This is a genomic window from Micromonospora arida (genome assembly GCF_042873195.1).
Lineage (GTDB): Bacteria > Actinomycetota > Actinomycetes > Mycobacteriales > Micromonosporaceae > Micromonospora > Micromonospora arida.
Window position 1 is genome coordinate 144,548 of sequence record NZ_JBIALC010000003.1, and the last position, 22,545, is coordinate 167,092.

At 72.2% G+C, this 22,545-nt stretch carries 17 protein-coding genes; 6 read left to right on the top strand and 11 right to left on the bottom strand.

Annotated elements, in window-relative coordinates; translation table 11 throughout:
* Nucleotides 1-175 precede the first annotated feature (175 nt).
* The 7 genes from mraY to mraZ all read right to left on the bottom strand — a co-directional run bounded on the left by mraY (nucleotide 176) and on the right by mraZ (nucleotide 8,856).
* On the bottom strand, nucleotides 176-1,300 hold the full coding sequence (gene mraY, locus ACFYP0_RS11810) for a phospho-N-acetylmuramoyl-pentapeptide-transferase (RefSeq protein ID WP_030334519.1): 1,125 nt from the start codon (nucleotides 1,298-1,300) through the stop codon (nucleotides 176-178).
* Complete coding sequence (locus tag ACFYP0_RS11815; RefSeq protein ID WP_124859404.1) at nucleotides 1,297-2,694, bottom strand: UDP-N-acetylmuramoyl-tripeptide--D-alanyl-D-alanine ligase; 1,398 nt, start codon at nucleotides 2,692-2,694, stop codon at nucleotides 1,297-1,299. The genes mraY and ACFYP0_RS11815 overlap by 4 nt, the downstream gene beginning before the upstream one ends.
* Nucleotides 2,691-4,253 carry a UDP-N-acetylmuramoyl-L-alanyl-D-glutamate--2,6-diaminopimelate ligase gene (locus tag ACFYP0_RS11820; RefSeq protein ID WP_386995610.1) on the bottom strand — a complete coding sequence of 521 codons (1,563 nt, stop codon included), beginning with the start codon at nucleotides 4,251-4,253 and terminating at the stop codon, nucleotides 2,691-2,693. The genes ACFYP0_RS11815 and ACFYP0_RS11820 overlap by 4 nt, the downstream gene beginning before the upstream one ends.
* 52 nt (nucleotides 4,254-4,305) lie before the next feature.
* Complete coding sequence (locus ACFYP0_RS11825; RefSeq protein WP_386995612.1) at nucleotides 4,306-6,513, bottom strand: peptidoglycan D,D-transpeptidase FtsI family protein; 2,208 nt, start codon at nucleotides 6,511-6,513, stop codon at nucleotides 4,306-4,308.
* A 3-nt stretch (nucleotides 6,514-6,516) separates the two neighbouring features.
* Nucleotides 6,517-7,122 (bottom strand): hypothetical protein, encoded by a 606-nt coding sequence (locus ACFYP0_RS11830; protein WP_124859410.1) that lies wholly within the window; start codon nucleotides 7,120-7,122, stop codon nucleotides 6,517-6,519.
* A gap of 55 nt (nucleotides 7,123-7,177) precedes the next feature.
* A complete protein-coding gene (gene rsmH / locus ACFYP0_RS11835; protein ID WP_124859486.1) occupies nucleotides 7,178-8,218 on the bottom strand; it encodes a 16S rRNA (cytosine(1402)-N(4))-methyltransferase RsmH in 1,041 nt (346 codons plus the stop codon).
* 206 nt (nucleotides 8,219-8,424) lie between these two features.
* Entirely contained in the window at nucleotides 8,425-8,856 is a 432-nt protein-coding gene (mraZ, locus tag ACFYP0_RS11840; protein ID WP_030488958.1) for a division/cell wall cluster transcriptional repressor MraZ, read from the bottom strand.
* Between the two features lie 355 nt (nucleotides 8,857-9,211).
* Between mraZ and ACFYP0_RS11845 the strand changes: the two genes are divergently transcribed.
* The 3 genes from ACFYP0_RS11845 to ACFYP0_RS11855 are packed head-to-tail and all read left to right on the top strand — an operon-like array spanning nucleotide 9,212 to nucleotide 11,851.
* The gene (locus ACFYP0_RS11845; protein WP_124859488.1) at nucleotides 9,212-10,459 is read left to right on the top strand and encodes a MurT ligase domain-containing protein; all 1,248 of its coding nucleotides are present in this window, start codon (nucleotides 9,212-9,214) and stop codon (nucleotides 10,457-10,459) included.
* Nucleotides 10,449-11,168, top strand: coding sequence for a type 1 glutamine amidotransferase (locus ACFYP0_RS11850; RefSeq protein ID WP_091407683.1), 720 nt, complete (start codon nucleotides 10,449-10,451; stop codon nucleotides 11,166-11,168). The genes ACFYP0_RS11845 and ACFYP0_RS11850 overlap by 11 nt, the downstream gene beginning before the upstream one ends.
* Complete coding sequence (locus ACFYP0_RS11855) at nucleotides 11,165-11,851, top strand: TVP38/TMEM64 family protein (protein WP_356979676.1); 687 nt, start codon at nucleotides 11,165-11,167, stop codon at nucleotides 11,849-11,851. The genes ACFYP0_RS11850 and ACFYP0_RS11855 overlap by 4 nt, the downstream gene beginning before the upstream one ends.
* A 162-nt stretch (nucleotides 11,852-12,013) precedes the next feature.
* Here the strand turns inward: ACFYP0_RS11855 and leuS are convergent, their stop codons facing one another.
* Together leuS and ACFYP0_RS11865 are read right to left on the bottom strand one after the other, a co-directional pair.
* Nucleotides 12,014-14,854, bottom strand: a complete 2,841-nt coding sequence (gene leuS, locus ACFYP0_RS11860; RefSeq protein WP_355494221.1) for a leucine--tRNA ligase — start codon at nucleotides 14,852-14,854, stop codon at nucleotides 12,014-12,016.
* A gap of 218 nt (nucleotides 14,855-15,072) precedes the next feature.
* Nucleotides 15,073-15,249 (bottom strand): hypothetical protein, encoded by a 177-nt coding sequence (locus ACFYP0_RS11865; protein WP_356979678.1) that lies wholly within the window; start codon nucleotides 15,247-15,249, stop codon nucleotides 15,073-15,075.
* 306 nt (nucleotides 15,250-15,555) lie between these two features.
* Between ACFYP0_RS11865 and ACFYP0_RS11870 the strand changes: the two genes are divergently transcribed.
* The 3 genes from ACFYP0_RS11870 to ACFYP0_RS11880 are packed head-to-tail and all read left to right on the top strand — an operon-like array spanning nucleotide 15,556 to nucleotide 20,399.
* Nucleotides 15,556-16,611, top strand: coding sequence for an AAA family ATPase (locus tag ACFYP0_RS11870; protein ID WP_355494220.1), 1,056 nt, complete (start codon nucleotides 15,556-15,558; stop codon nucleotides 16,609-16,611).
* A gap of 1 nt (nucleotide 16,612) precedes the next feature.
* Entirely contained in the window at nucleotides 16,613-17,911 is a 1,299-nt protein-coding gene (locus tag ACFYP0_RS11875) for a DUF58 domain-containing protein (protein ID WP_355580870.1), read from the top strand.
* 16 nt (nucleotides 17,912-17,927) lie between these two features.
* Nucleotides 17,928-20,399 carry a transglutaminase TgpA family protein gene (locus tag ACFYP0_RS11880; RefSeq protein ID WP_356979680.1) on the top strand — a complete coding sequence of 824 codons (2,472 nt, stop codon included), beginning with the start codon at nucleotides 17,928-17,930 and terminating at the stop codon, nucleotides 20,397-20,399.
* Nucleotides 20,400-20,756: 357 nt separating this feature from the next.
* Here the strand turns inward: ACFYP0_RS11880 and ACFYP0_RS11885 are convergent, their stop codons facing one another.
* The gene (locus tag ACFYP0_RS11885) at nucleotides 20,757-21,155 is read right to left on the bottom strand and encodes a DUF3040 domain-containing protein (RefSeq protein ID WP_088988398.1); all 399 of its coding nucleotides are present in this window, start codon (nucleotides 21,153-21,155) and stop codon (nucleotides 20,757-20,759) included.
* 116 nt (nucleotides 21,156-21,271) lie between these two features.
* Nucleotides 21,272-22,531, bottom strand: a complete 1,260-nt coding sequence (locus ACFYP0_RS11890; RefSeq protein ID WP_124853935.1) for a DNA polymerase IV — start codon at nucleotides 22,529-22,531, stop codon at nucleotides 21,272-21,274.
* Nucleotides 22,532-22,545: the final 14 nt, after the last annotated feature.

Genomic DNA, 22,545 nt, shown 5'->3' on the forward strand with positions numbered 1-22,545 from the left:
CACGCCCCACCGCCCCACAACGCCTCACCGGGCGTGTCGAACCCACCCCCACGCCGCCCTCCCGCGTCGATCTTGCACTTTCCGTGCCGGCAAAACGCCCATAAAGGACGTTCCGCCATCCGAAAGTGCAAGATCGACGGATGAGGGGGTGGGGCGCGGGGCGTCGGCCCGCGGATCAGGTCATGTTGGCGAGGAACTCGCTGTAGAACAGGCCCAGGGCGATGGCCACGCCGATGCCGGCGATGATCCAGAAACGGACCACGATGTTGACCTCGCTCCAGCCGGCCAGCTCGAAGTGGTGCTGGAGCGGAGACATTCGGAACACCCGTTTACCGGTGGTCTTGAAGGAGATGATCTGGATCACCACGGACATCGTGATGATCACGAAGAGCCCGCCGATGATCGGCAGCAGCAGGATGGTGCGGGTGGACATCGCCATGCCGGCGATCAGACCGCCCAGCCCCAACGCCCCGGTGTCACCCATGAAGATCCGCGCCGGGGACGTGTTCCACCAGAGGAAGCCCACACAGGCCCCGGCCGCCGCCCCGGCGATCAGCGCGATCTCCAACGGGTCGCGGACCTCGTAGCAGTACGGCTGGGTGTAGTTCGGGTCGGCGCACCAGTGCCGGTACTGCCAGAACGCGATCAGCGCGTACGCGGCGAGCACCATCACCGACGCGCCGGTGGCCAGACCGTCCAGGCCGTCGGTGAGGTTGACGCCGTTCGTCGCGGCCATCACCACGAAGATGAAGATGATCACCGCGCCGACCTTGCTGACCTCCAGGAAGTCGATGTCCCGGATGAAGCTCAGCGTGGTGCTGCCCACCGTCTCGGTGTTGGTCGCCAGGCCCGAACCGTTGGTCATCGTGCTCGGGAACCACAGCGCGATCACCCCGAAGACCGCACCGACCAGGATCTGCCCGAGCAACTTGCCGCGCTTGTTCAGCCCGGCGCTGTTGCGCTTGCGCACCTTGAGGAAGTCGTCGAGGAAACCCACAGCGCCGGAGAAGACCATCAGCCCCAGCAGTACCAGCGCGGTGATGGTCGGCTCCACCTGGGCGATCTGCTGGTCCGGCAGGGTGGTCAGGGCGAGGTGCCCGGCCACGTACGCGATCACCGTGGCGAGGATGAAGACCACGCCACCCATCGTGGGCGTGCCCTTCTTGCCCTGGTGCATGGCCGGGCCGTCGGACCGGATCGGCTGACCGGCCTTGAGCCGGGTGAACACCTTGATCGCGATCGGGGTGCAGAAGAGCGAGACGAGGAAGGCCACCCCGATGGCGACGATGACCGCCCTCATCGGGTCGACTCCCCACCGGCGTCGGCGCGCAGGGCGTCGGCCACCTCCCAGGTGCGGTACCGGGAGCCCTTGACCAGGACGACATCACCCGGTCGTAGCTCGCTCCGCAGCACCTCGACGGCCGCCGCCTGATCGGTGAGCAGCACCGACTCTCCTCCCCAGTTTGCTACCGCTGTCGCGCCTTCGTGGATCGGCGCGGCCGGCTCACCCACCACGAGCAGCCGGTCGACACCCAGCTCGGCCGCGAGTTGGCCGACCTCGGCGTGGCCGTCGTACTCGAACGGGCCCAGCTCGGCCATGTAACCAAGCACCGCGACGGTACGCCGCCCCTGGCCCATGCTCGCCAGCGCCCGCACCGCTACCGCCATCGAGGCCGGGTTGGCGTTGTACGAGTCGTCGATCACGGTCACCCCGTCGGGGCGGTCGAAGACGTCCATCCGTCGGGTCGAGACCAGCCCCAGTTCTCCGAGGGCCGTGGCCAGCTCGGCCAGCGGCATGCCCAGCTCCCGGACGACCGCCGCCGCAGCGAGCGTGTTCCCGACCTGGTGGCGGCCGGCCAGCCGGAGCCGCACCGGCGCGCGTCCCTCCGGGGTGACCAGGGTGTACGACGGGTGACCCCGCTCGTCGAGCGTGACGTCCTCGGCGCGCACGTCGGCGTCGGGCGCCTCGCCGTAGCGGACCACCCGGGCCTGGGTGCGGCTCGCCATCGCGTCCACCCGGGGATCGTCGGCGTTCAGCACGGCCAGCCCGTCCGGCGGCAGCGCCTCCACCAGCTCGCCCTTGGCCAGGGCGATGGCGTCCTGCGAGCCGAACTCGCCGATGTGCGAGGTGCCGACGTTGAGCACCACGGAGATCCGGGGCGGCACCAGCTCGCACAGGTACCGCACGTGCCCGACCCCGCGCGCGCCCTTCTCCATCACCAGGTAGCGGGTGTCCGGGTCAGCCCGCAGGGCGGTGTACGGGTGCCCCAGCTCGTTGTTGAACGAGCCGGGTGGCGCCACAGTGGCCCCGAGCCGGGAGGTGAGCTGACCGATCAGGTCCTTCGTGGTGGTCTTGCCGGACGAGCCGGTCACGCCGATCACGGTCAGCCCGGGCAGCCGGTCCACCGCGGCGCGGGCCAGTCGACCCATCGCGGTCAGGGCGTCGTCGACCAGCACCATCGGCACCCCGGGCACCTCTCGGCTGCCGAGCACCGCCACCGCGCCGGCCTGGATCGCCGTCGCCGCGTAGTCGTGCCCGTCGACCTTCTCCCCCGGGAAGGCCACGAAGAGCGAACCGGGCCCCACCTTGCGCGAGTCGAACTCCACCGATCCGGTGACGGTGGCGGCCGGGTCGGCGGCCACCAGCCGCCCGTCGACCGCCGCGGCCACCTCGGCCAGGCTCAGCGTGATCACGGCTGACCCGCCAGGTCCCCGAAGCGGGCGCGCAGCGCCTCGGCCAACTCGATGCTGTCGTCGAACGGAAGCACCTGGCCCGCCACCTCCTGGCCGCGTTCGTGGCCCTTGCCGAGCAGCGCGATCACGTCGCCCGGCTGGGCCAGCCGCACCGCCTCGTCGATCGCGGCGCGGCGGCCCGCCACCTCGATGATCCGGGCGGCCGTGCCGGCCCGGTACGCCCCGGCGAGCACCTCGGCGCGGATCTCCCCCGGGTCCTCGGTGCGCGGGTTGTCGTCGGTCACCAGCACCACGTCGGCTCCCTCCGCCGCGGCGGCGCCCATCACCGGCCGCTTGCCCCGGTCCCGGTCCCCACCGGCGCCGATCACACAGATCAGTCGGCCGGCGCTCAACTCGCGCAGCGCGGCCAGCGCGGCCACGATCGCGTCCGACTTGTGGGCGTAGTCGACCACCCCGCGCACCGGCGCGGCCACGTCGACCAGCTCCAGCCGGCCCGGGACGCCCCCGCAGGCGGCCACACCGGTCGCCGCGGTCACCGGGTCCACCCCGGCACCGACCAGTGCGGCGATGGCCAGCAGCGCGTTGGCCACGTTGTGCCGGCCGGGCAGCGCGACACCGGCGGACAGGGCCACGCCGTTCGGGCCGTGCGCGGTGAACCGCTGCGCGTACCCCTCGCCACCCACACCGTCGGCCCACCAGGTCGCGCCCTGCTCACCGGCCGCCGAGTAGGTGACAGTGCTCGGCTTGAGCAGCGGCTTCAACGCCGGGTCGTCGTGGTTGAGCACCTCGACCGCGCAGCGCCCGTCGAACAGTTGGGCCTTCGCGGCGAAGTAGTCGTCGCTGTCGGCGTGGAAGTCCAGGTGGTCGGAGCCGAAGTTGGTGTAACCGCCGACGGCGAACCGCACACCGCCCACCCGGCCCATGGCCAGCGCGTGGCTGGAGACCTCCATGACCACTGCGGTGACCCCACGCTCGCGGGCGGTGGCCAGCATGGCGTGCAGGTCGGTCGCCTCGGGGGTGGTGCGGACACTGTCGATCACCAGATCGCCGAGCCGGGTCTCCACCGTCCCGACCAGCCCGGTGGTGTGCCCGGCGGCCCGCAGCCCCGACTCGATCAGGTACGCGGTGGAGGTCTTGCCCGCGGTGCCGGTCACCCCGATCACTGTGAGATCGGCTGTCGGGTCGCCGTACACGGCCGAGGCCAGCTCGCCGAGCACGGCGCGCGGGTCGGGCACCACCAGGGTGGGCAGGCCGGTTCCCGCCGCCAACTCCGCGCCGGCCGGGTCGGTCAGCAGCGCCACCGCACCCGCCTCGACGGCGCCGGCGGCGAACTCCGCGCCGTGCCGACGGGCACCGGGCAGCGCCGCGTACAGGTCGCCGGGGCGAACCTCCTGGCTGGCGTGGGTGACCCCGGAGACGACCACCGCGGCGGCGTCCGCCGGAAGGTCGACGGCGAGCCGGACGGCGAGATCACCGAGCCGGACTCCGGTCACGGTACGTGGACGTGGATTGCCGGGCACGGCGTCAGACCCTACCCGGTCGTCCGGTTCCGGCCGCACAGCCGCCCCGGTGGTTCGTCGGCACTCACCGATGATGTCCCGCCATCGCTGCTCAGCGCGGATAGACCACGAACTTGGGCGCGGATCCGCCGGTCGAGGGCGGCACCCGGTAGTGACGCAGAGTGAACTGCATCATGTCGCGGAACGCTGGATTGGCGATCGCCGCGCCCCCGCCGTTGGGCGCGTAGACGAAGACGGCGATCACGTAGCGGGGGTTCTCGGCGGGGGCCATGCCGATGAACGAGGACACCTCACCGGGCTGCTTCTTGCCGTTCACCAGCCGCCACCCGGTGCCGGTCTTGCCGGCGACCCGGTAACCGGGGACCGCGGCGGTCAGGCCGGTGGCGTGGTCGACGGTGGTGACCGCCTCCAGCATGGTGCGCAGGGCCGCCGCGTTCTGCGGGCTGAGCACCGACCGGGTCACCGGGGCCGGCGCGGGGGTGCGCTTGCCGTCCGGGCCGATCACCTCCTTGACCAGGTGCGGCTGCACGTACGTGCCGTTGTTGGCGATGGCGGCGTACGCGGCGGCCATCTGCAACGGGGTGGCATCGACGCTGTGCCCGATCGGCACCGACCCGCGCGACGACCCGCTCCACTCGTCGGCCGGCAGCAGTCGCCCGCTGGCCTCGCCGGGCATCCCCTCGCCGGTCGGCTTACCCAGCCCGAACCGCTTCTGGTAGTCGATCAACCGGTCCCGGCCGAGCTTCTCGGCGATGGTGATGGTGCCGACGTTCGACGAGTAGGCGAGCATCCCCGGCACGCTCATCCGCCTGCCGTCGGCCGGGTGCGTGTCGGAGAACCAGGTGTCGCCCATCTTGATGTTGTTGGCGATCGGCAACGTGGTGTCCGGCGTGATCACCCCCTCCTGCAGGGCCGCGCCGTAGGTGATCGCCTTGTGCACCGAGCCGGGGTCGACCACGAAGCTGGTCGCGGCGTCCTCCCGGGCGACCGGGTCGCTGGGCACCGGCTTCGCCGCGTCGTAGGTGGGGTTGCTGGCCTGGGCCAGCACCGCGCCGGTGGGAATCTCGATGACCACGGCGGCGCCGGTGCCGCCCGGCGCCTGGGCCATGCCCGCGCTGAGGATCTGCTGCGTCCGGAACTGGAGGTCGCGGTTGAGGGTGAGAGCGAGCGAACTGCCCGGCTTGGCGAGCGTGGTCCGGCTGTAGCCACCCGGAATGGGCGCGGCGAGGTCGCCGAGGCCGGCCTCGTACACCCGTTTGCCGTCCTGACCGGCGAGCACGTCGTCGTAGCGGGCCTCCAGCCCTTCCAACCCGACCATGTCCTGGCTGGTGAAGCCGATCAGGTTGGCCGCCAGGTCACCGCCGGGCACCTCACGGCGCTCGTCGCGGTGCACCCCGATGCCGAGGAGCTCAAGCGCCTGCACCCGCTTGGCGGTGGAGATATCCACTCCCCGCGCCAGGTACACGAATCGGGACGCCTTACCGTCCTCCAGCTTGCGAGGCTTCATCAGCTCCACGAGCTTCGACACCGGGATGCCGAGCAGCGGGGAGATCGCCTTGGCGACGGCGGCCGAGTCCTTCACCTCGGTCGGGTCGGCGTACACGTACCGGGCCTCGACACTGCGGGCCAGCGGCGCGCCGGTGCTGTCGTAGATCGCGCCCCGCGGCGCCGGCAGCTCGACCGTGCGGAGGCGGTCGCTGATGCCACCCCCGGCGTACGCCGGAGCGTCGACCGTCTGGAGGAAGATCAGCCGGATCCCGATGGTGGCGAAGAGAGTCAGGGCGAGCACAGTGCCCAGCCGCAGCCGCAGCCGCGAGTCGGCCAGCTTCGGCGGGCGTCGTGGCTTGCGCGACGGCCGCCGGGCCGCCGGTCGGTCGGTGCGCCGCGGCGCGCGTGGCGTGGTCCGGCGACGCGGCGGCGGCTCGTCCCCACCCGGGCCACGGGGGGTACGCGGCGCGACGGTGCGCACCACCCCACCGCGTCCGGCCGCCGGAGCGTCGCGCCGGCCGGCCCGGGCGGCGGCCCGACCGCCGTCGAGCACCTGCAACGCCGGCCGGAACGGGTCACCGGACCGGGTGCTGCGCGGCGTACGCCGCTGCTCGGCGCCCTGACCGCGCGCCGGCGTACCGCGCTCCTCGCGGACGGTCCGACCTCTCGGGGTGTACGCCCGGGCACCGGAGATGCCCCCGATACCCGGCTCGCCGGTGCGCGGCTCACCGTCGGCGGCCCCGGCATCACGTGCAGAACCGCGCCGGGACCCCGTAGGGTCCCGGCGCGGCTCGTCAGACCTTGGTGGCACCGGTCAGCCTCCCGCGCCCTGGCTGGTCACCGACGGCTGGCCGTTCGCCGGCTGCGGCACACCGATGGTCTTGCCGTCCGGCAGCCGGATGTAGCCCGGCTCGCCGGCGTCGACCAGGCCCAACCGCCGCGCCTCGGCGGTCAGGTTGCCCGGCGCCTCGAAGTCGGCGATCTGCTTGTCCAGTTGCTGCTTCTCCAGGTCCAGTTGAGCCTGCTGCTGCTGCAACCGCTCCAGCCGGAACGCGTTCTCATTGATCTTGGTGTTGACCGCCAGGATGCCCAGCACCCCGCCGACCACCAGCACCACGATCAGTGCCGCGAACGGCGCACGCGGCACCGAGATCGGCGGCGGCGGCGCCACCCGCAGCCGCGGCGGGCGGGCGCTGGTGGCACTGGCGGCCTTCTCGACCGGCCGCAGCGCGGCGGTGCCCTGAGTCGGGAACTCGCGCGCCCCCCGGGCGCGAGTCTCCCCCTGCCGGTTCACTCGATCGATGCGTGGCGTACCGTTTCCGAGGCGCGGAGCCCGCTCCGCCGCGGTCCGGCCCCCCGACCGCGGTGCGCGCTGCCCGCCGCCGGTGACGTCCCGGCGGTCGCGCTTGTCAATGCTCATGTCCCTCCCCCTCACCGTCCCTCTAGCCGTCCCGGTGCCCCTGACCCCCCACGGATCAGGCGGACCCCGTGCCCGGTTGGTGCATTCCCTTCACCCGTCGGCGAGACCGTTCGCGGTCGGTCCGCCCAAGCTCAGTCGCGTTCGGGTCGAGTCGCTCCGCGGCCCGCAGCCGCACCGAGGCGGCCCGCGGGTTCGCGGCGACCTCCGCCTCCCCCGGCAGTTCGGCGCCCCGGCTGAGCAGCCGGAACGTCGGACCGGACCCGGGAAGCTCGACCGGGAGGTCAATCGGGCCCTTACTGCGGACCCGGTCCGTGAGGGCCGCCTTGGTGAGCCTGTCCTCCAGCGAGTGGTAGGACAGGACCACCATGCGACCGCCCACGGTCAGTGCGTCGAGTGCGGATGGCAACGCTGTCTCCAGCGCTGCCAGCTCTCTGTTTACCTCGATCCGTAAAGCCTGAAACGTTCTCTTTGCCGGGTGACCACCCGTTCGTCGGGCTGGTGCCGGAATGGAGTCCCGAACCAGCTCCGCCAGCAGCGCGGACGAGGTGATCCGGGCCCGCTCCCGCTGCCGGATGATCGCCGAGGCGATCCGGCCGGCGAACTTCTCCTCGCCGTAGACCCGCAGCACCCGGGCCAGGTCCGGATGCGCGTACGTGTTGACCACCTCTTCGGCGGTCACACCCCGGGTCTGGTCCATCCGCATGTCCAACGGCGCGTCCTGGGCGTACGCGAACCCTCGGTCGGGCGCGTCCAACTGCAACGACGAGACACCCAGGTCGAACAGGATGCCGTCGATGGCCGGATAACCCAGCCGGTCCAGCACGTCCGGCAACTCGTCGTAGACGGCGTGCTCCAGGTGCACCCGATCGGCGAACCGGGCCAGCCGGACCCGCGCGTGAGCGAGCGCCTCGGTGTCCCGGTCGAGCCCGATCAGGACCGTCTCCGGATGCGCCTCGAGCACCGCCTCCGCATGCCCGGCCAGACCGAGCGTCGCGTCGACGTGGACCGTCCGGCCGCCTCGACCCAGCGCGGGGGCCAGCAGCTCGAGACACCGCTCGAGCAGCACCGGCACGTGCGTGCCGCGCAACTCCCCCATGATGACCCCCACTGGTTGAAACGTCCGTTCTTCTCGTGCGCCTGTCGTCGGACGGCGCTGCCGTCGTACCGCCAGATCCCCATCCGCTCCCGCCTGACACCGGACCGTCGCCCAATGACTGGATCGTGCGCCTGGCACCGGGGAAGTGATGCCAGGAACTCGAAAGCGGCTGGAGATCTCGCAGTACGTCGGGCGCCGTTACCGCCCTACAGACCGCCGGGCAGCACCCCCTCCTCGATGTCGGCGAAGTCGTCTTCGCTCTCGGCGAGGTAGGTCTCCCAGGCGACCTTGTCCCAGATCTCCACCCGTGTGCTCGCGCCGATCACCACCAACTCGCGGTCCAACGCGGCATAGGCCCGCAGGTGAGCCGGGATGGTCACCCGACCCTGCTTGTCCGGAACCTCGTCGTGCGCGCTGGCAAAGAAGACCCGGCTGTAGGCCCGGGCCGCCTTGTGGGTCATCGGCTGTGCGCGCAACTGCTCCGCGATCCGCTGGAACTCAGGGGTCGGGAAGACGTAGAGGCAGCGCTCCTGCCCTTTAGTGACCACGACACCCCCCGCCAGCTCATCCCGGAACTTGGCCGGAAGGATCAACCGGCCCTTTTCGTCCAGGCGCGGAGTGTGGGTGCCGAGGAACATCGGCCCAACCCCCTCGCCCTTGAGCGGCGTTCGCGGCGCCGCTGACCCCCCGGGCCGGTGAGCCCTCCCGGCCTCACCATTGGTCCCCACTCTACTCCACTTCCCTCCACCCGCAACCAAATTCGCCCGCGTGGCGCGCCTGACCCGGGGACAAAACCGCACGTCACAAGGGGTGGAGCGGAGTGGAGGGCTTCGGCCGCCCCTCGGCGTGGTCCGCTTTCCGACATAGATCGACTCCGTCCGGGGGAGGCCGACCCGGCCGCCCGCGCAGCCACCACTGCCGAACGGTTCACCGTCGGCGGCGATCTGGTGGGGTCGGCGGTCCGGTAACCTCGCTCGCGTGACGGACGCGAAAATGCCCCTACGGGCCAAGGTGGCCAGCTCCGTGTCACGGACCGCCGCGGCGCTCTCCCGGGCGGCCGGCCGTGGCGACGGTTCAGTGATCGGCGGGTGGATCGGCCTGAAGATCGACCCGGACCTGCTGGCCCACCTGTCGGCCGGGCGCGCGATCGCGCTCGTCTCCGGCACCAACGGCAAGACCACCACCACCCGATTGACCTCCGCCGCGGTCGGCGTGCTCGGCCGGGTCGCCACCAACTCGTTCGGCGCCAACATGCCCAGCGGGCACACCTCGGCGCTGGCCAAGGCCGGCAGCACCCCGTACGCGGTGCTGGAGGTCGACGAGCACTACCTGGCGCAGGTGCTGGAGGCGACCGAGCCGCACGTGGTCGCGCTGCTCAACCTCTCCCGCGACCAGCTCGACCGCGCCAAGGAGGTCGCCATGATGGCGCAGCTCTGGCGCGCGGCGCTGGTCCGGCACACCGACGTACGGGTGGTGGCCAACGCCGACGACCCGCTGGTCGTGTGGGCAGCCACCCCACCTGGCGACCCCGCCCGGGGCATCAACCCGCCGCACGTGACGTGGTTCAGTGCCGGCCAACGCTGGCACGACGACTCCTGGGTCTGCCCGGAGTGCGGCTCCACCATCCAGCGCTCCGGCGAGCAGTGGTGGTGCACCGGCTGCCCGCTACGCCGACCGGAGCCGCACTGGGTCGTCGAGGACGAGGGCGTGCTCGACCCCACCGGCGCCTGGCACAAGGTCTCCCTGCAACTGCCCGGCAAGGTCAACCTCGGCAACGCGGCGACCGCGCTGGCGGTGGCCGCCGAGTTCGGCGTCCGCCCGGTCGACGCGGTGTCCCGCCTCGGCATCGTCACCTCGGTGGCCGGCCGCTACGCCCAGGTCGACAAGGACGGGCGCAACATCCGGCTGCTGCTGGCCAAGAACCCGGCCAGTTGGCTGGAGGCGTTCGACATGGCCGACGAGGCGCCGACCCTGCTCTCCATCAACGCGCGCGACCCCGACGGTCTGGACACCTCCTGGCTGTACGACGTCGACTTCGCCCCGCTCCGCGGCCGGCAGGTGTTGATCACCGGCGACCGGGCATACGACCTGGCGGTTCGACTGGACGTCAACGACGTGCCGTTCCAGCACGTCCGCACGTTCGACGACGCCCTCCGGTCGGTCCCGCCAGGGCGGCTGGAGGTCATCGCGAACTACACCGCGTTCCAGGACATCCGAGCGGAGTTGGACCGTGTCATCTGAGAGTCTGCGCATCGTCTGGATCTACCCCGACCTGCTCTCCACCTACGGAGACCGGGGCAACGCCCTGATCCTCGCCCGGCGGGCCCGTCAGCGTGGGATGCCGGTCGAGGTGCTGGAGGTCCGCTCCGACGAGCGGCTGCCCGCGACCGCCGACATCTACCTGGTCGGTGGCGGCGAGGACGGCCCGCAGGCGCTCGGCGCACAGCGGCTGCTGGCCGACGGCGGCCTGCACCGCGCCGTCGCGCAGGGCTCGGTGGTGTTCGGCGTCTGCGCCGGCTACCAGCTGCTCGGCACCTCGTTCTTCGCCAAGGGTGTGCAGTGCCGCGGGCTGGAGCTGCTCGACCTGCGTTCCGACCGGGGCGAGAGCCGGGCCGTGGGCGAGTTGGCCGGTGAGATCGACCCCCGGCTGGGCCTGCCCCCGCTGACCGGTTTCGAGAACCACGGCGGCCGCACCCACCTCGGTCCGGAGGTCTCCCCGCTGGCCCGGGTCACCGCCGGGGTGGGCAACGACGGTGCCACCGAGGGCGCGTGGCGCGGCAAGTTGCTGGGCACCTACTCGCACGGGCCGGCGCTGGCTCGCAACCCGGCCCTGGCCGACCTGCTGCTGCGCTGGGCCACCGGGGCACACCAGCTCCCGCCGTTGGACGACACCTGGTCGGACCGGCTCCGCAACGAGCGCCGCTCCGCGGTGGCCGCCGCCCGGGCATGATCCGTGCCGTCCGGCGGCTGCTCCGGCAGCCGTCGGCCGCCCGATTCGCCCTGCTCGTCCTGCTGATCGGCGGGTGCGGGTTACTGCTGCTGCTGGTGCCGCGGCCGGATCCGGCGCAGTTGCCGCTGGTCGCCGACCGGCTGGGCGACCTCGCCCCGGTGGCGGCGATCCTCGGTGGTGCGCTGCTGCTGGTCGCGCTGGTGCCCCGGACCTTCATCACGCTCGCCGCAGGTGCGATCTTCGGCCCGCTGGAGGGCGCCGCGTACGCCCTGAGCGCCGCGCTGGTGGCGGCGGCGATCGGTTTCACGGTCGGCCGGTTGCTCGGTCGGGAGTTCGTGGCCGAACGGGTCCGCGGTCGCCTGGCCCGCCTCGACGGCTGGTTCGCCCGGCAGAGCGTGCTCGGTGTGGTCACCGTCCGGCTGCTGCCGATCGCCGGCTTCGGCCTGGTCAGCTACGGCTACGGCACCACCGGCGCCCGGGTGCTGCCGTTCCTGGCCGGCAGCGTGATCGCGTCCGCGCCGACCGCCTTCGGCTACGCGGCGATCGGCGCGGCGGTCAGCTCCCCCGGCCACGTCAACTGGTACGCCGCCGCCCCGGCCAGCCTCGGCCTGATCGCCAGCCTGGTGCTCATCCACCAGTGGTGGCGCGCCGAACGCAGCCGCCGTCGCGCCATGCCGGTCTGACCGGCCCCCGCGCCCGCGCCCGCGCCCGCGCCCGCGCCCGCCGATCTTGCAGTTTCTGTCCCGACATACCGTGACGCAGGGGGCGAAACATCAACCGAAACTGCAAGATCGACGGGACGGGGCGGGGCGGGACGGGACGGGACGGGACGGGGCTCGCTCGCGTCAGGCGACGACCGAGACCATCCGTCCCTTGACCACGATGACCTTGCGGGGTTCCTTGCCGTTCAGGGTCGCCGCCACCGCGTCCAGGGCCGCCGCGCGGACGCTCTCCTCGGAGGCGTCGGCGGGGACCTCGATGCGACCACGGACCTTGCCGTTGACCTGCACCGGGTAGGTCACCGTGTCGGCCACCAGCAGCGCCGGGTCGGCGGTCGGGAAGTCCGCGTACGTCAGCGAGGTGTCGTGGCCCAGCTTGCGCCACAGCTCCTCGGCCACGTGCGGGGCGAACGGCGCCACCATCAGCACCAGCGGCTCGGCCACCTCGCGGGGCGTGGCCGACAGTCGGGTCAGCCCGTTGGTCAGCTCGATCAGCTTGGCGATCGCGGTGTTGAACCGGATGCCGTCCATGTCGCCACGGACCCCGTCGATCACCTTGTGCAGCAGCCGGCGGGTCGCCTCGTCGGCCGGGTCCTCGGTGATCCGCAGGGCGCCGGTCTGCTCGTCGACGACGGCCCGCCACACCCGCTGCAGGAACCGGTACGAGCCGACCACCGCACGGGTCTCCCAGGGGCGGGAAACCTCCAGCGGGCCCATCGACATCTCGTACACCCGGAAGGTGTCCGCGCCGTAGGCGGCGCACATGTCGTCGGGCGTCACCACGTTCTTCAGCGACTTGCCCATCTTGCCGTACTCGCGGTTGACCGCCAGGTCACCCAGGTAGTAGGCGCCGTCGCGCTCGAAGACGTCCTCGGCCTGCACGTAGCTGCCGCGCGAGTCGGTGTAGGCGTACGCCTGGATCATGCCCTGGTTGAACAGCTTGCGGAACGGCTCGAACGACGACACGTGCCCCAGGTCGAACAGCACCTTGTGCCAGAACCGCGCGTACAGCAGGTGCAGCACGGCGTGCTCGGCGCCACCGACGTACAGGTCGGTGCCCCCGCAGTCACCGTCGGCGCGCGGGCCCATCCAGTACCGCTCGTTCTCCGCGTCGACGAACCGCTCGCTGTTGGTCGGGTCCAGATAGCGCAGCTCGTACCAGCAGGAGCCGGCCCACTGCGGCATCACGTTGGTTTCCCGGGTGTAGCGCTTCGGTCCGTCACCCAGGTCCAGTTCGACCTCGACCCAGTCGCGCCGCCGCGACAGCGGGGTCTCCGGGTTGCTGTTGGCGTCGTCGGCGTCGAACGTCTTCGGGGAGAAGTCGTCCACCTCCGGCAGCTCGACCGGCAGCATCTCCTCCGGCAGGGCGATGGCCGCGCCGGTCTCGTCGTAGACGATGGGGAACGGTTCGCCCCAGTAACGCTGCCGGGAGAACAGCCAGTCGCGCAGCCGGTAGGTCACGGCGCCGGCGCCGTGCCCGTTCGCCTCCAGCCAGGCGATGATCGCCGCCTTGGCGTCGGCGACCCCCAGGCCGTTCAGGTCCAGGCCGCGCTCGGGCGCGGCGCTGTTGATCGCCGGACCGTCCCCGGTGTACGCCTTGCCGTCGAAGCCCTCCGACGGCTGCACGGTACGGACGATGGGCAGCTCGAAGACCTCGGCGAACGCCCAGTCCCGCTCGTCCTGCGCCGGCACCGCCATGATCGCGCCGGTGCCGTAGCCGGCCAGCACGTAGTCGGCGATGAAGATCGGGATCTGCCCACCGGTGACCGGGTTGGTGGCGTACGCGCCGATGAAGACGCCGGTCTTCTCCTTGGTGTCGGACTGCCGCTCGACGTCGGTCTTGGCGGCTGCCGCCTTGCGGTACGCCTCGACGGCCTCCCGGGGGCCGGCGTGCCCGCCGGTCCAGGCGTCCCTCGTCCCGTCCGGCCAGTTGGCCGGCGCCAGCGTGTCGACCAGCTCGTGCTCGGGTGCCAGCACCATGTAGGTGGCGCCGAAGACGGTGTCCGGGCGGGTCGTGAACACCCGCACCGGTGCCGCGCTGGTCGGGAAGTCGATGTGGGCGCCGGTGGAGCGGCCGATCCAGTTGCGCTGCATCAGCTTGATCGGCTCGGGCCAGTCCAGGCTGTCCAGGTCGTCCAGCAGCCGGTCACCGTACGCGGTGATCCGCATCATCCACTGCTTCAGGTTGCGCTTGAAGACCGGGAAGTTGCCCCGCTCGGAACGGCCGTCGGCGGTGACCTCCTCGTTTGCCAGCACGGTGCCCAGCCCCGGGCACCAGTTCACCGGCGCCTGCGAGACGTACGCCAGGCGGTGGTCGTCGACGACCTGGCGACGCTCGGCGACGCTCAGCTCGGCCCAGGCGCGGCCGTCCGGGGTGGGCCGGTTACCGCCCTCGAACTCGGCGATCAGCTCCGCGATCGGACGGGCCCGGCCGGCGTCACCGTCGTACCAGGAGTTGAAGATCTGCAGGAAGATCCACTGGGTCCAGCGGTAGAAGTCGGTGTCGATGGTGGCCACCGAGCGGCGTTCGTCGTGGGCCAGCCCCAGCCGGCGCAGCTGCGCCTTGTACCGCTCGATGTTTGCGACCGTGGTGGTCCGGGGGTGGGTGCCGGTCTGCACCGCGTACTGCTCGGCGGGCAGGCCGAACGCGTCAAAGCCCATCGCGTGCAGCACGTTGCGGCCGGCCATCCGCTGGTAGCGGGCGTAGCAGTCGGTGCCGATGTAGCCCAGCGGGTGGCCGACGTGCAGGCCCGCCCCGGAGGGGTACGGGAACATGTCCAGCACGTACAGCTTCTCCGCGCCGGCGCGTGGGTGGGTCGGGTCGGCCAGCGGGCCGGTCGGGTTCGGTGCGTGGAAGGTGCCCTCGCGCGCCCAGGTGTCCTGCCAACGAATCTCGATCTCGTCGGCCAGGGCCGCGGTGTACCGGAACGGGGGAATGTCGCCCGCCGGTGCGGCTGCCTCACTCATCGTCTCTCCTCGCTTCGCTTCGCTTCGTCTCGGCGCCACCGGGCCGGGCCGGTGGCGGGCACAAAAAAGCCCCTCGCGCAGGAGGGGCCGCCGTGCTGTCGCTGCGTTCAGCGCATCAGCACGGCCCGGTAAGAAGCAGGAAGACTCCGGCCATGCCCCGCAGTGTACCTCGCCGTCCGGTGCGACGGCGTGCCGCCGCCGGGCGGGAGGCGAGCCGGTCACCCGGCCGCGGCGAACCGGGCCGTGTCGGTGGTGAAGCCCCCGCACTGCTGGGAGTTGAAGACCACGGCGTCCTTGCAGTACGCCGGGCTGGAGGTGGCGGTGGCGTTGGTCAGCAGCACTGTGGCGTAGTCCCGCCGGCTGCCACGTCGACGTGGTCGGCGTGCAGACGCCACTGCGCCACGCCGCCGCCGAGGCGTACGCCACCGTCGTCGGCCCGCTCGTAGATGTCGCCCCTACCGACCGGCCGGTCCACACGAGCGACCGGCCGGTTACCCGGTGAAGCGGCGGCCACTCCTCCCCGGCGAATATTCCGGGGCGTAACCGGCGGACTACCTGCGGGGGTCGGCGATAACGACAAACATGGTTAGCCTGAGAGACTAGTGAGATTCCTGCGGCAAACGAGGCTCGACGTCGCGAACCCAACGGCGGGTCCAGGTGCTCTCTAGAGAGCTGCCGTGACGGCGACGAGGAGGAGGCCCGTGACACAACAGACCTGGGACGAGGTGGGCGGCCTGTTGCCGCACGACGAGTTCCGCGCCGCCAGCGAGGCCATCGTGGCCAACATCGAGCAGGTCATCGAGGGTAAGACCGCCACCGTGCGGCTCGCCCTGGCCGTCCTGCTCGCCGAGGGTCACCTCCTTATCGAAGATGTCCCGGGTGTCGGCAAGACCAAGCTTGCCAAGGCCCTCGCGCGGTCCATCGACTGCACCGTGCGACGAATCCAGTTCACCCCCGACCTGCTGCCCAGCGACGTCACCGGGGTCAGCGTCTACAACCAGGAGACGCACGACTTCGAGTTCCGCCCCGGCGCCGTGTTCGCCAACCTGGTGGTCGGCGACGAGATCAACCGGGCCTCGCCGAAGACCCAGTCGGCGTTGCTGGAGTGCATGGAGGAACGGCAGGTCACCGTCGACGGGGTGACGTACCAGCTCCAGACCCCCTTCATGGTGATCGCCACCCAGAACCCGATCGAGATGGAGGGGACCTACCCGCTGCCGGAGGCGCAGCGCGACCGGTTCACCGCCCGCATCGCGATGGGTTACCCGGACTCCAACGCCGAGCTGGCCATGCTCGACGGGCACGGTGCCACCGACCCGCTGAACGAGCTGCGCGCGGTCTCCGACGCGGCCATCGTCCGGCAGTTGATCGCCACCGTCCGGCAGGTGCACGTGGCGGACGCGGTCAAGCAGTACGCGATCGACCTGGTCACCGCCACCCGCGAGGCCCCCGACCTGCGGCTCGGCGCGTCCCCCCGGGCGACCCTGCAACTGTTGCGCACCGCCCGGGCGGTCGCCGCCCTGGAGGGCCGCGACTACGTCCTCCCCGACGATCTGCAGGCCCTGGCGGTGCCGGTGCTCGCCCACCGCATCATCCCGACCGCCGACGCGCAGCTCGCCCGGCGCACCACCGACGCGATCGTCTCCGAGCTGGTGCACCGACTGCCGCTGCCGCACGACCGGCAGCGCAACCCGTACGACACCCGGCCACCCGCCACCGGCAACGGTCGCGCACCCTACGAGCCGCGGAGGCCATGACGTGCGTGCCGGGCTACGCGGGCTGACCACGCGCGGGCGGTCCTTCCTCGCCGCTGCGGTCGCGGCGGCGGTCTCGGCCGGCATCCTCGGCGAGAAGGACCTGCTCCGGGTGGCTGTGCTGTTGGCCATCCTGCCGTTGCTGGCCGCCGCCTACGTCGGGCGGAGCCGCTACAAGCTGGCCTGCAACCGTTCCCTGGACCCGCACCGGGTTCCGGTCGGCGCCAACTCCCGGGTGGTGCTGCGCCTGCAGAACCTCTCCCGGCTGCCGACCGGCACCCTGCTCCTGGAGGACCGGCTGCCCTACGCTCTGGGCAGCCGGCCCCGGGTGGTGTTGGAGCGGCTCGGCGCGCACCAGGCCAGCTCCGTGGCGTACACGGTGCGGGCCGACGTGCGGGGTCGCTACGACGTGGGCCCGCTGGTGGTCCGGATGACCGACCCGTTCGGTCTCTGTGAACTCACCCGCTCCTTTCCCAGCACCGACCACCTGACGGTCATCCCGCAGGTCACCCCGCTGCCGTCGGTCCGGCTCCCCGGGGAGTACGCGGGCAGCGGCGACAGCCGGGCCCGCTCGGTGGCGGTGCACGGCGAGGACGACGCGGCGACCCGGGAGTACCGGCGCGGCGACGACCTGCGCCGGGTGCACTGGAAGTCCACGGCCCGCACCGGTGAGCTGATGGTGCGCCGCGAGGAGCAACCGTGGGAGAGCCGGGCCACCGTCGTCCTGGACACCCGGGCGTACGGCCACCGGGGCGAGGGGCCGACGGCCAGTTTCGAGTGGTCGGTCTCGGCCGCCGCGAGCATCGCCGTCCACCTGCGGCAGGCCGGTTACAAGTTGCGCCTGGTCACCGGCTCGGGGGCAGATGTGGATGCCTCGGAGGCCGGCGGGGACGGCGCGCTGCTCGACCACCTCGCGGAGGTCCGACTGGATCAGCGCGCCGAGGTCACCGGCCTCGTGCAGCGGGTCCGCCAACGCGCCGACGGCGGTCTGATCATCGGCCTGTTCGGCACTGTGAGCGTCGCCGAGGCGGAGCTGCTGGCCGGGCTGCGGGGCAACGGCGCCACCTGCGTCGGCTTCATGCTGAACAGCTCCACCTGGCTCAGCCTGCCGGAGAAGGCGCGGGCCGAGGCGGAGCACGCCCACGCCGCCGCCGTCCTCGCCATGTTGCAGAGTGGCTGGCGGGTGGTCGGCGTCGACCACGGCGGCCGGCTGCCGGCGCTGTGGCCGCAGGTCGGTCGGGGCGCCCAGGGGTTCGCCCTGCGGGCCGCGCTGGCCGAGACGGTCGCCGGCGGTGTGCGATGAACGGAAGGCTCCCCTCATGATCAGCAGTCGGAACATCGGCATGGTGGCTGCCGCTGCCACGCTGCTGGCCGCCGCGCCGTTGTCGGCCATCTTCCAGGGCTGGACGTGGTTGATCGAGTCGATCATCGCGGTCGCCGTGGTGGCCGGGGTGGCCGCGCTGACCCGCCTCGCCCGGGCACCTCTGTGGGGCCAGGTGCTGGGCATGCTGGCCGGCCTGATGCTCGCCCTGACCTGGTTGTTCCCCAGCGGCCAGGAGCTGTTCGCGATCCTGCCCACACCGGGCACGTTCGCGTACTTCGGCGACCTGCTCGCCGGCTCCATGCAGGACATGCGCTCGTACGGGGTCGAGGTCCCGGACACCGACCCGCTGCTGTTCATCGCCGTGCTCGGCGTCGGCGCGGTGGCCGTGCTGGTGGACGTACTGGCCGTGGGGCTGCGCCGGCCCGCGCTGGCGGGGCTGCCGATGCTCGCCATCTACTCGGTGCCGGTCGCCGTCTACGTGGACAGCGTCCCCGCGGTGCCGTTCGTGGTGGGCGCCGCCGGTTACCTCTGGCTGCTGGTCACCGACAACGTCGACCGGGTGCGTCGCTTCGGGCGCCGGTTCACCGGTGATGGCCGCGACGTCGACGTGTGGGAGGCCTCTCCGTTGGCGTCCGCCGGCCGTCGGCTCGCGGCGGTCGGGGTGGCCCTGGCGGTGATGCTGCCGCTGGCGGTGCCCGGCATGACCGGCGGGCTGCTCGACTCGCTCAGCCAAGGGCCGGGCAACGGCACCGGCAACGGGTCCGGCTCGGGCGGCACGTCGGGTCGGATCGACCTGTTCGCCTCGCTCGCCGGCCAGCTCAACCAGTCCCAGGTGGCCGACCTGGTAAAGGTGAAGACGTCCGAGCAGAGCCCGTTCTACCTGCGCTACGCGGTCGCCGACGAGCTGCGCCCCACTGGTTTCCAGGCGCGCAACCCCAGCGGCCGGTCGGTCAACAAGGACCTGCCGAACCCGGCCGACCGGGCCGGTCCAGGTGTGCAGCAGGCCACCTACCAGGCGACCGTCGAGGTCACCAAGAGCTTGAGCATGTCGCTGATGCCGGTGTATGCCGAACCGACCCGCGCCGACGACCTCAGCGACAACTGGCTCTACGACGCCAACCAGCAGGTCGTCTTCTCCAACCGGGAGAACTCCCGCGGTCGGAAGTACTCCTTCGACTACGTCCGCTCGACCTTCACGCAAGATGCCTTGCGGGCCGCGAAGCCGCTGCCGACCGAGCACCCCGTACGCCGACAGATGACCGCCACCCCCGGGCCGGTGTCCGAGGTGGAAGAGCTGGTCAAGGGGCTGATCCAGGGCAAGCGCACGGATTACGACAAGGTGTTGGCGATCTACCGGCACTTCTCGGCGGACAACGGGTTCAGCTACCGGTTGAGCACCGAGAGCGGCAGCAGCGGTCAGGACATCGTCAACTTCCTGACCAACAAGGTCGGCTACTGCCAGCAGTACGCCGCAGCGATGGCCTGGCTGGTCCGCTCGGCCGGCATCCCGGCCCGGGTGGCGTTCGGGTTCACCAACGGCAGCAAGCGCGACGGTGACACCTTCACGCTCACCAACCTCAACCTGCACGCCTGGACCGAGGTCTACTTCGACGGGGCCGGTTGGGTGCCGTTCGACGCCACCCCGGCGTACGGGGTTCCCGGCTCGACCCGGTCGGCCTGGGCACCGGACACTGACGCGCCGGAGGCACCCAGCCCGAGCAGCGGCGCCACGAGCACCCCGACGGACCCGGGCGCCTCGACCGGCCCGGAGGGCTCGGACAACGCCGACCGGGACATCGACGAAGGGCTGGCCCTCGGCGGAACGACACCGAACGAGCAGCCACCGGTCTGGCCCTGGTGGGCGGCGGGCCTGGTGGCCCTGCTGGTGCTGCTCGCGCTGCCCGCCCTGCGCCGGATGGCACTGCGCCGCCGTCGCAGTGGCCGCGCGGCGAGCGTGGCGATGGCCTCCGCCACTGTCGACGGCGGCAGCGAGCCGGGGGCACGTCCGGTGGTGGTCACCGCGGACGCCAACCGGGCCCGCGCGGACGCGCACGCCGCCTGGGCGGAGCTGCTCGACACGCTTGTGGACTTCCGGGTCCCGGTCGATCCGACCGAGACGCCCAGGGCGACCGCGGACCGGCTTGTCCGGGACGCCCTCGACGATGACGACGCGATCGGGTCGGCGCGGCTGCTCGGCCGGGCGGAGGAGCGGGCGCGCTACGCGCGCGATCCGCTGACCGGTGAGCGGTTGCTGCCGGCGCTACGCGCGGTCCGTGCGGCGCTCGCCACACGGGCGGACCGACGGACCCGCCTGCTCGCCGCCGTGCTGCCGCCCTCGGTGCTGCTGCGCTGGCGCACCACCATGGCCGACAGGTCCAGCCGGATGGTGGCGCTCACCGGGCAGGCCCGGTACCGACTGCTGCGGTGGAACCCTCGACGGCTGCTGGCCGACCGGGCCGCTCGCTGACCGACCAGTTGGCTTGGGCTGGGGCGGCGGCCCACCGCCGCCTCAGCCCCTGCGCCCGGCTTACCGTTTCCATGATCAGGTGATGAGAAGTAGGTCTGCGGGACGTCTCGTGCCTACTTCTCATCACCTGATCATGCGTCGGACACCGGCGCGGCCGGCGCGGCGGCGCGGCCGGCGCGGCGGCGCGGCCGGCGCGGCGGCGCGGCCGGCGCGGCGGCGCGGCCGGCGCGGCGGCGCGGCCGGGGAGTCGGCGGGGCTGGCAGCGGTAGAGGGCGCGCGGATACGCCGGAGGTCGCCGGGGCTGTGCCCGGCGACCGCTCGTCGCGGCGTACGGCCCGCCTCAGCGGCGGGACCGGCTCAGCGGTGCCCCTCCGGGCGCTGCCGCCACCTGTCCTCCATGCGGTCCAGGAGTGACGACCGGCGACCGGATCGGCCACCGCGGGGACGACGACGACTCGTCGTGCCGCCCACCACGTGCAGGTCGGGTGACTGCGCCCGCCGGTGCGACTGCACCGCGAACGCGGCCGACGCCAGCATGACGACGAAGCCCGCCACCGCCAGCGGTGGAGTCTTGATCACCGCGCCATAGACCAGTAGAGCCAAGCCAGCGATGATGACGCCGGCGGCGACGAGCAGGCGACGCCGCGCATGGAAGCGCGGATCGCTGGCGCGCACGGCCGAGGCGAATTTGGGGTCCTCGGCAAGCGACCGCTCGATCTGCTCGAACAGCCGCTGCTCGTGCTCCGAGAGCGGCACGGCACTCCTCCCCGGTCACGTTGGTCGGGCCCACTCGGGCCGACAGACCGTGGCAGCCATCCGGCTGCTTACCCGCAAGTCTACGAGGGGGGTCGCGCGTCGGAAAGCGGGACGACCTATGGGCGGGGTGGATTTTCGTTTCGACGGGGATCACGGTCGCCCATCAGACTGGCCGGACCTATGACGGACCGCCCGAAACGGGCAGCGGCGGCGTCCGCGGCAGCTTCCGCCTCGCGCCAGCCGCGCTCGGGCGCGCCGAGGGTGAGTTGCCGGGGAGCGCCCTGTGCCGAGGCGAGCCCTTCCACCCGGACACCGACGAGTCGGATCCGCTCGCCCGGGTCCAACACGGTGTAGAGCGCCCAGACCGTGTCGAACATCTCGCGGGCGGTGTCGGTGGGAACGTCGAGGGTGCGAGACCGGCTGACGGTGCGGAAGTCGGCCAGTCGGACCTTGAGTGAGACGGTGCGCCCGACCTGCCCGGAGCCGCGCAACCGGACACCGACCTTCGCACTGAGCGCGAGCAACGCACGGCGGATCTCCAGCGGGTCGGCCACGTCGACGTCGAAGGTCACCTCGGCGCCGATCGACTTGTCGACGTGCTCGGGGCTGACCCCGCGCGGGTCGCGCCCCCAGGCCAACTCGTGCAGGTGCGACGCCGAGGCGGCACCGACGGCTCGGCGGAGCATGCCCACCGGCGCCTCGGCGAGGTCGCCGACCGTGGTCAGGCCGAGCCGGCGTAGTGCCTCGGCGGCGCGCTCCCCCACCCCCCACAGGGCGTCCACCGGCAGCGGGTGCAGGAAGTCGAGCACCTGCCCCGGGGGCACGACCAGCAGGCCGTCCGGCTTGGCCCGGGTGGAGCCCAGCTTGGCCACGAACTTGGTCGGCGCCACCCCGACCGAGCAGGTCAGCGCCTGTTCGTCGGCGACCCGGCGACGGATCAGCCGGGCGATGGTGGCCGGGGAGCCGAAGAGCCGACGGGCGCCGGTCACGTCGAGGAACGCCTCGTCGAGGGAGAGCGGCTCGACCAGCGGCGTGACGTCCCGGAAGATCTGCATGACGGCCCGGGAGGCGGCCGTGTAGGCGGAAAAATCCGGTGGCAGATAGACCGCGTGGGGGCAGCGGGCCCGGGCCTGACTGGTCGGCATCGCGCTGCGGACGCCGTACCGGCGGGCCTCGTAGCTGGCCGAGCTGACCACCCCGCGCGGGCCGACACCGCCGACGACCACCGGCCGGCCGCGCAGCTCAGGGCGGCGGCGCACCTCGACGGCGGCGAAGAAGGCGTCCATGTCGACGTGCAGGATCGGGCTGGCGGAGTCGTCGGCGTCCGGCCCGAAGCGCGGATCGTCGCCCCGGGGCAACGACTGGCTGCGGCCCATCCCGGCAGGTTAAT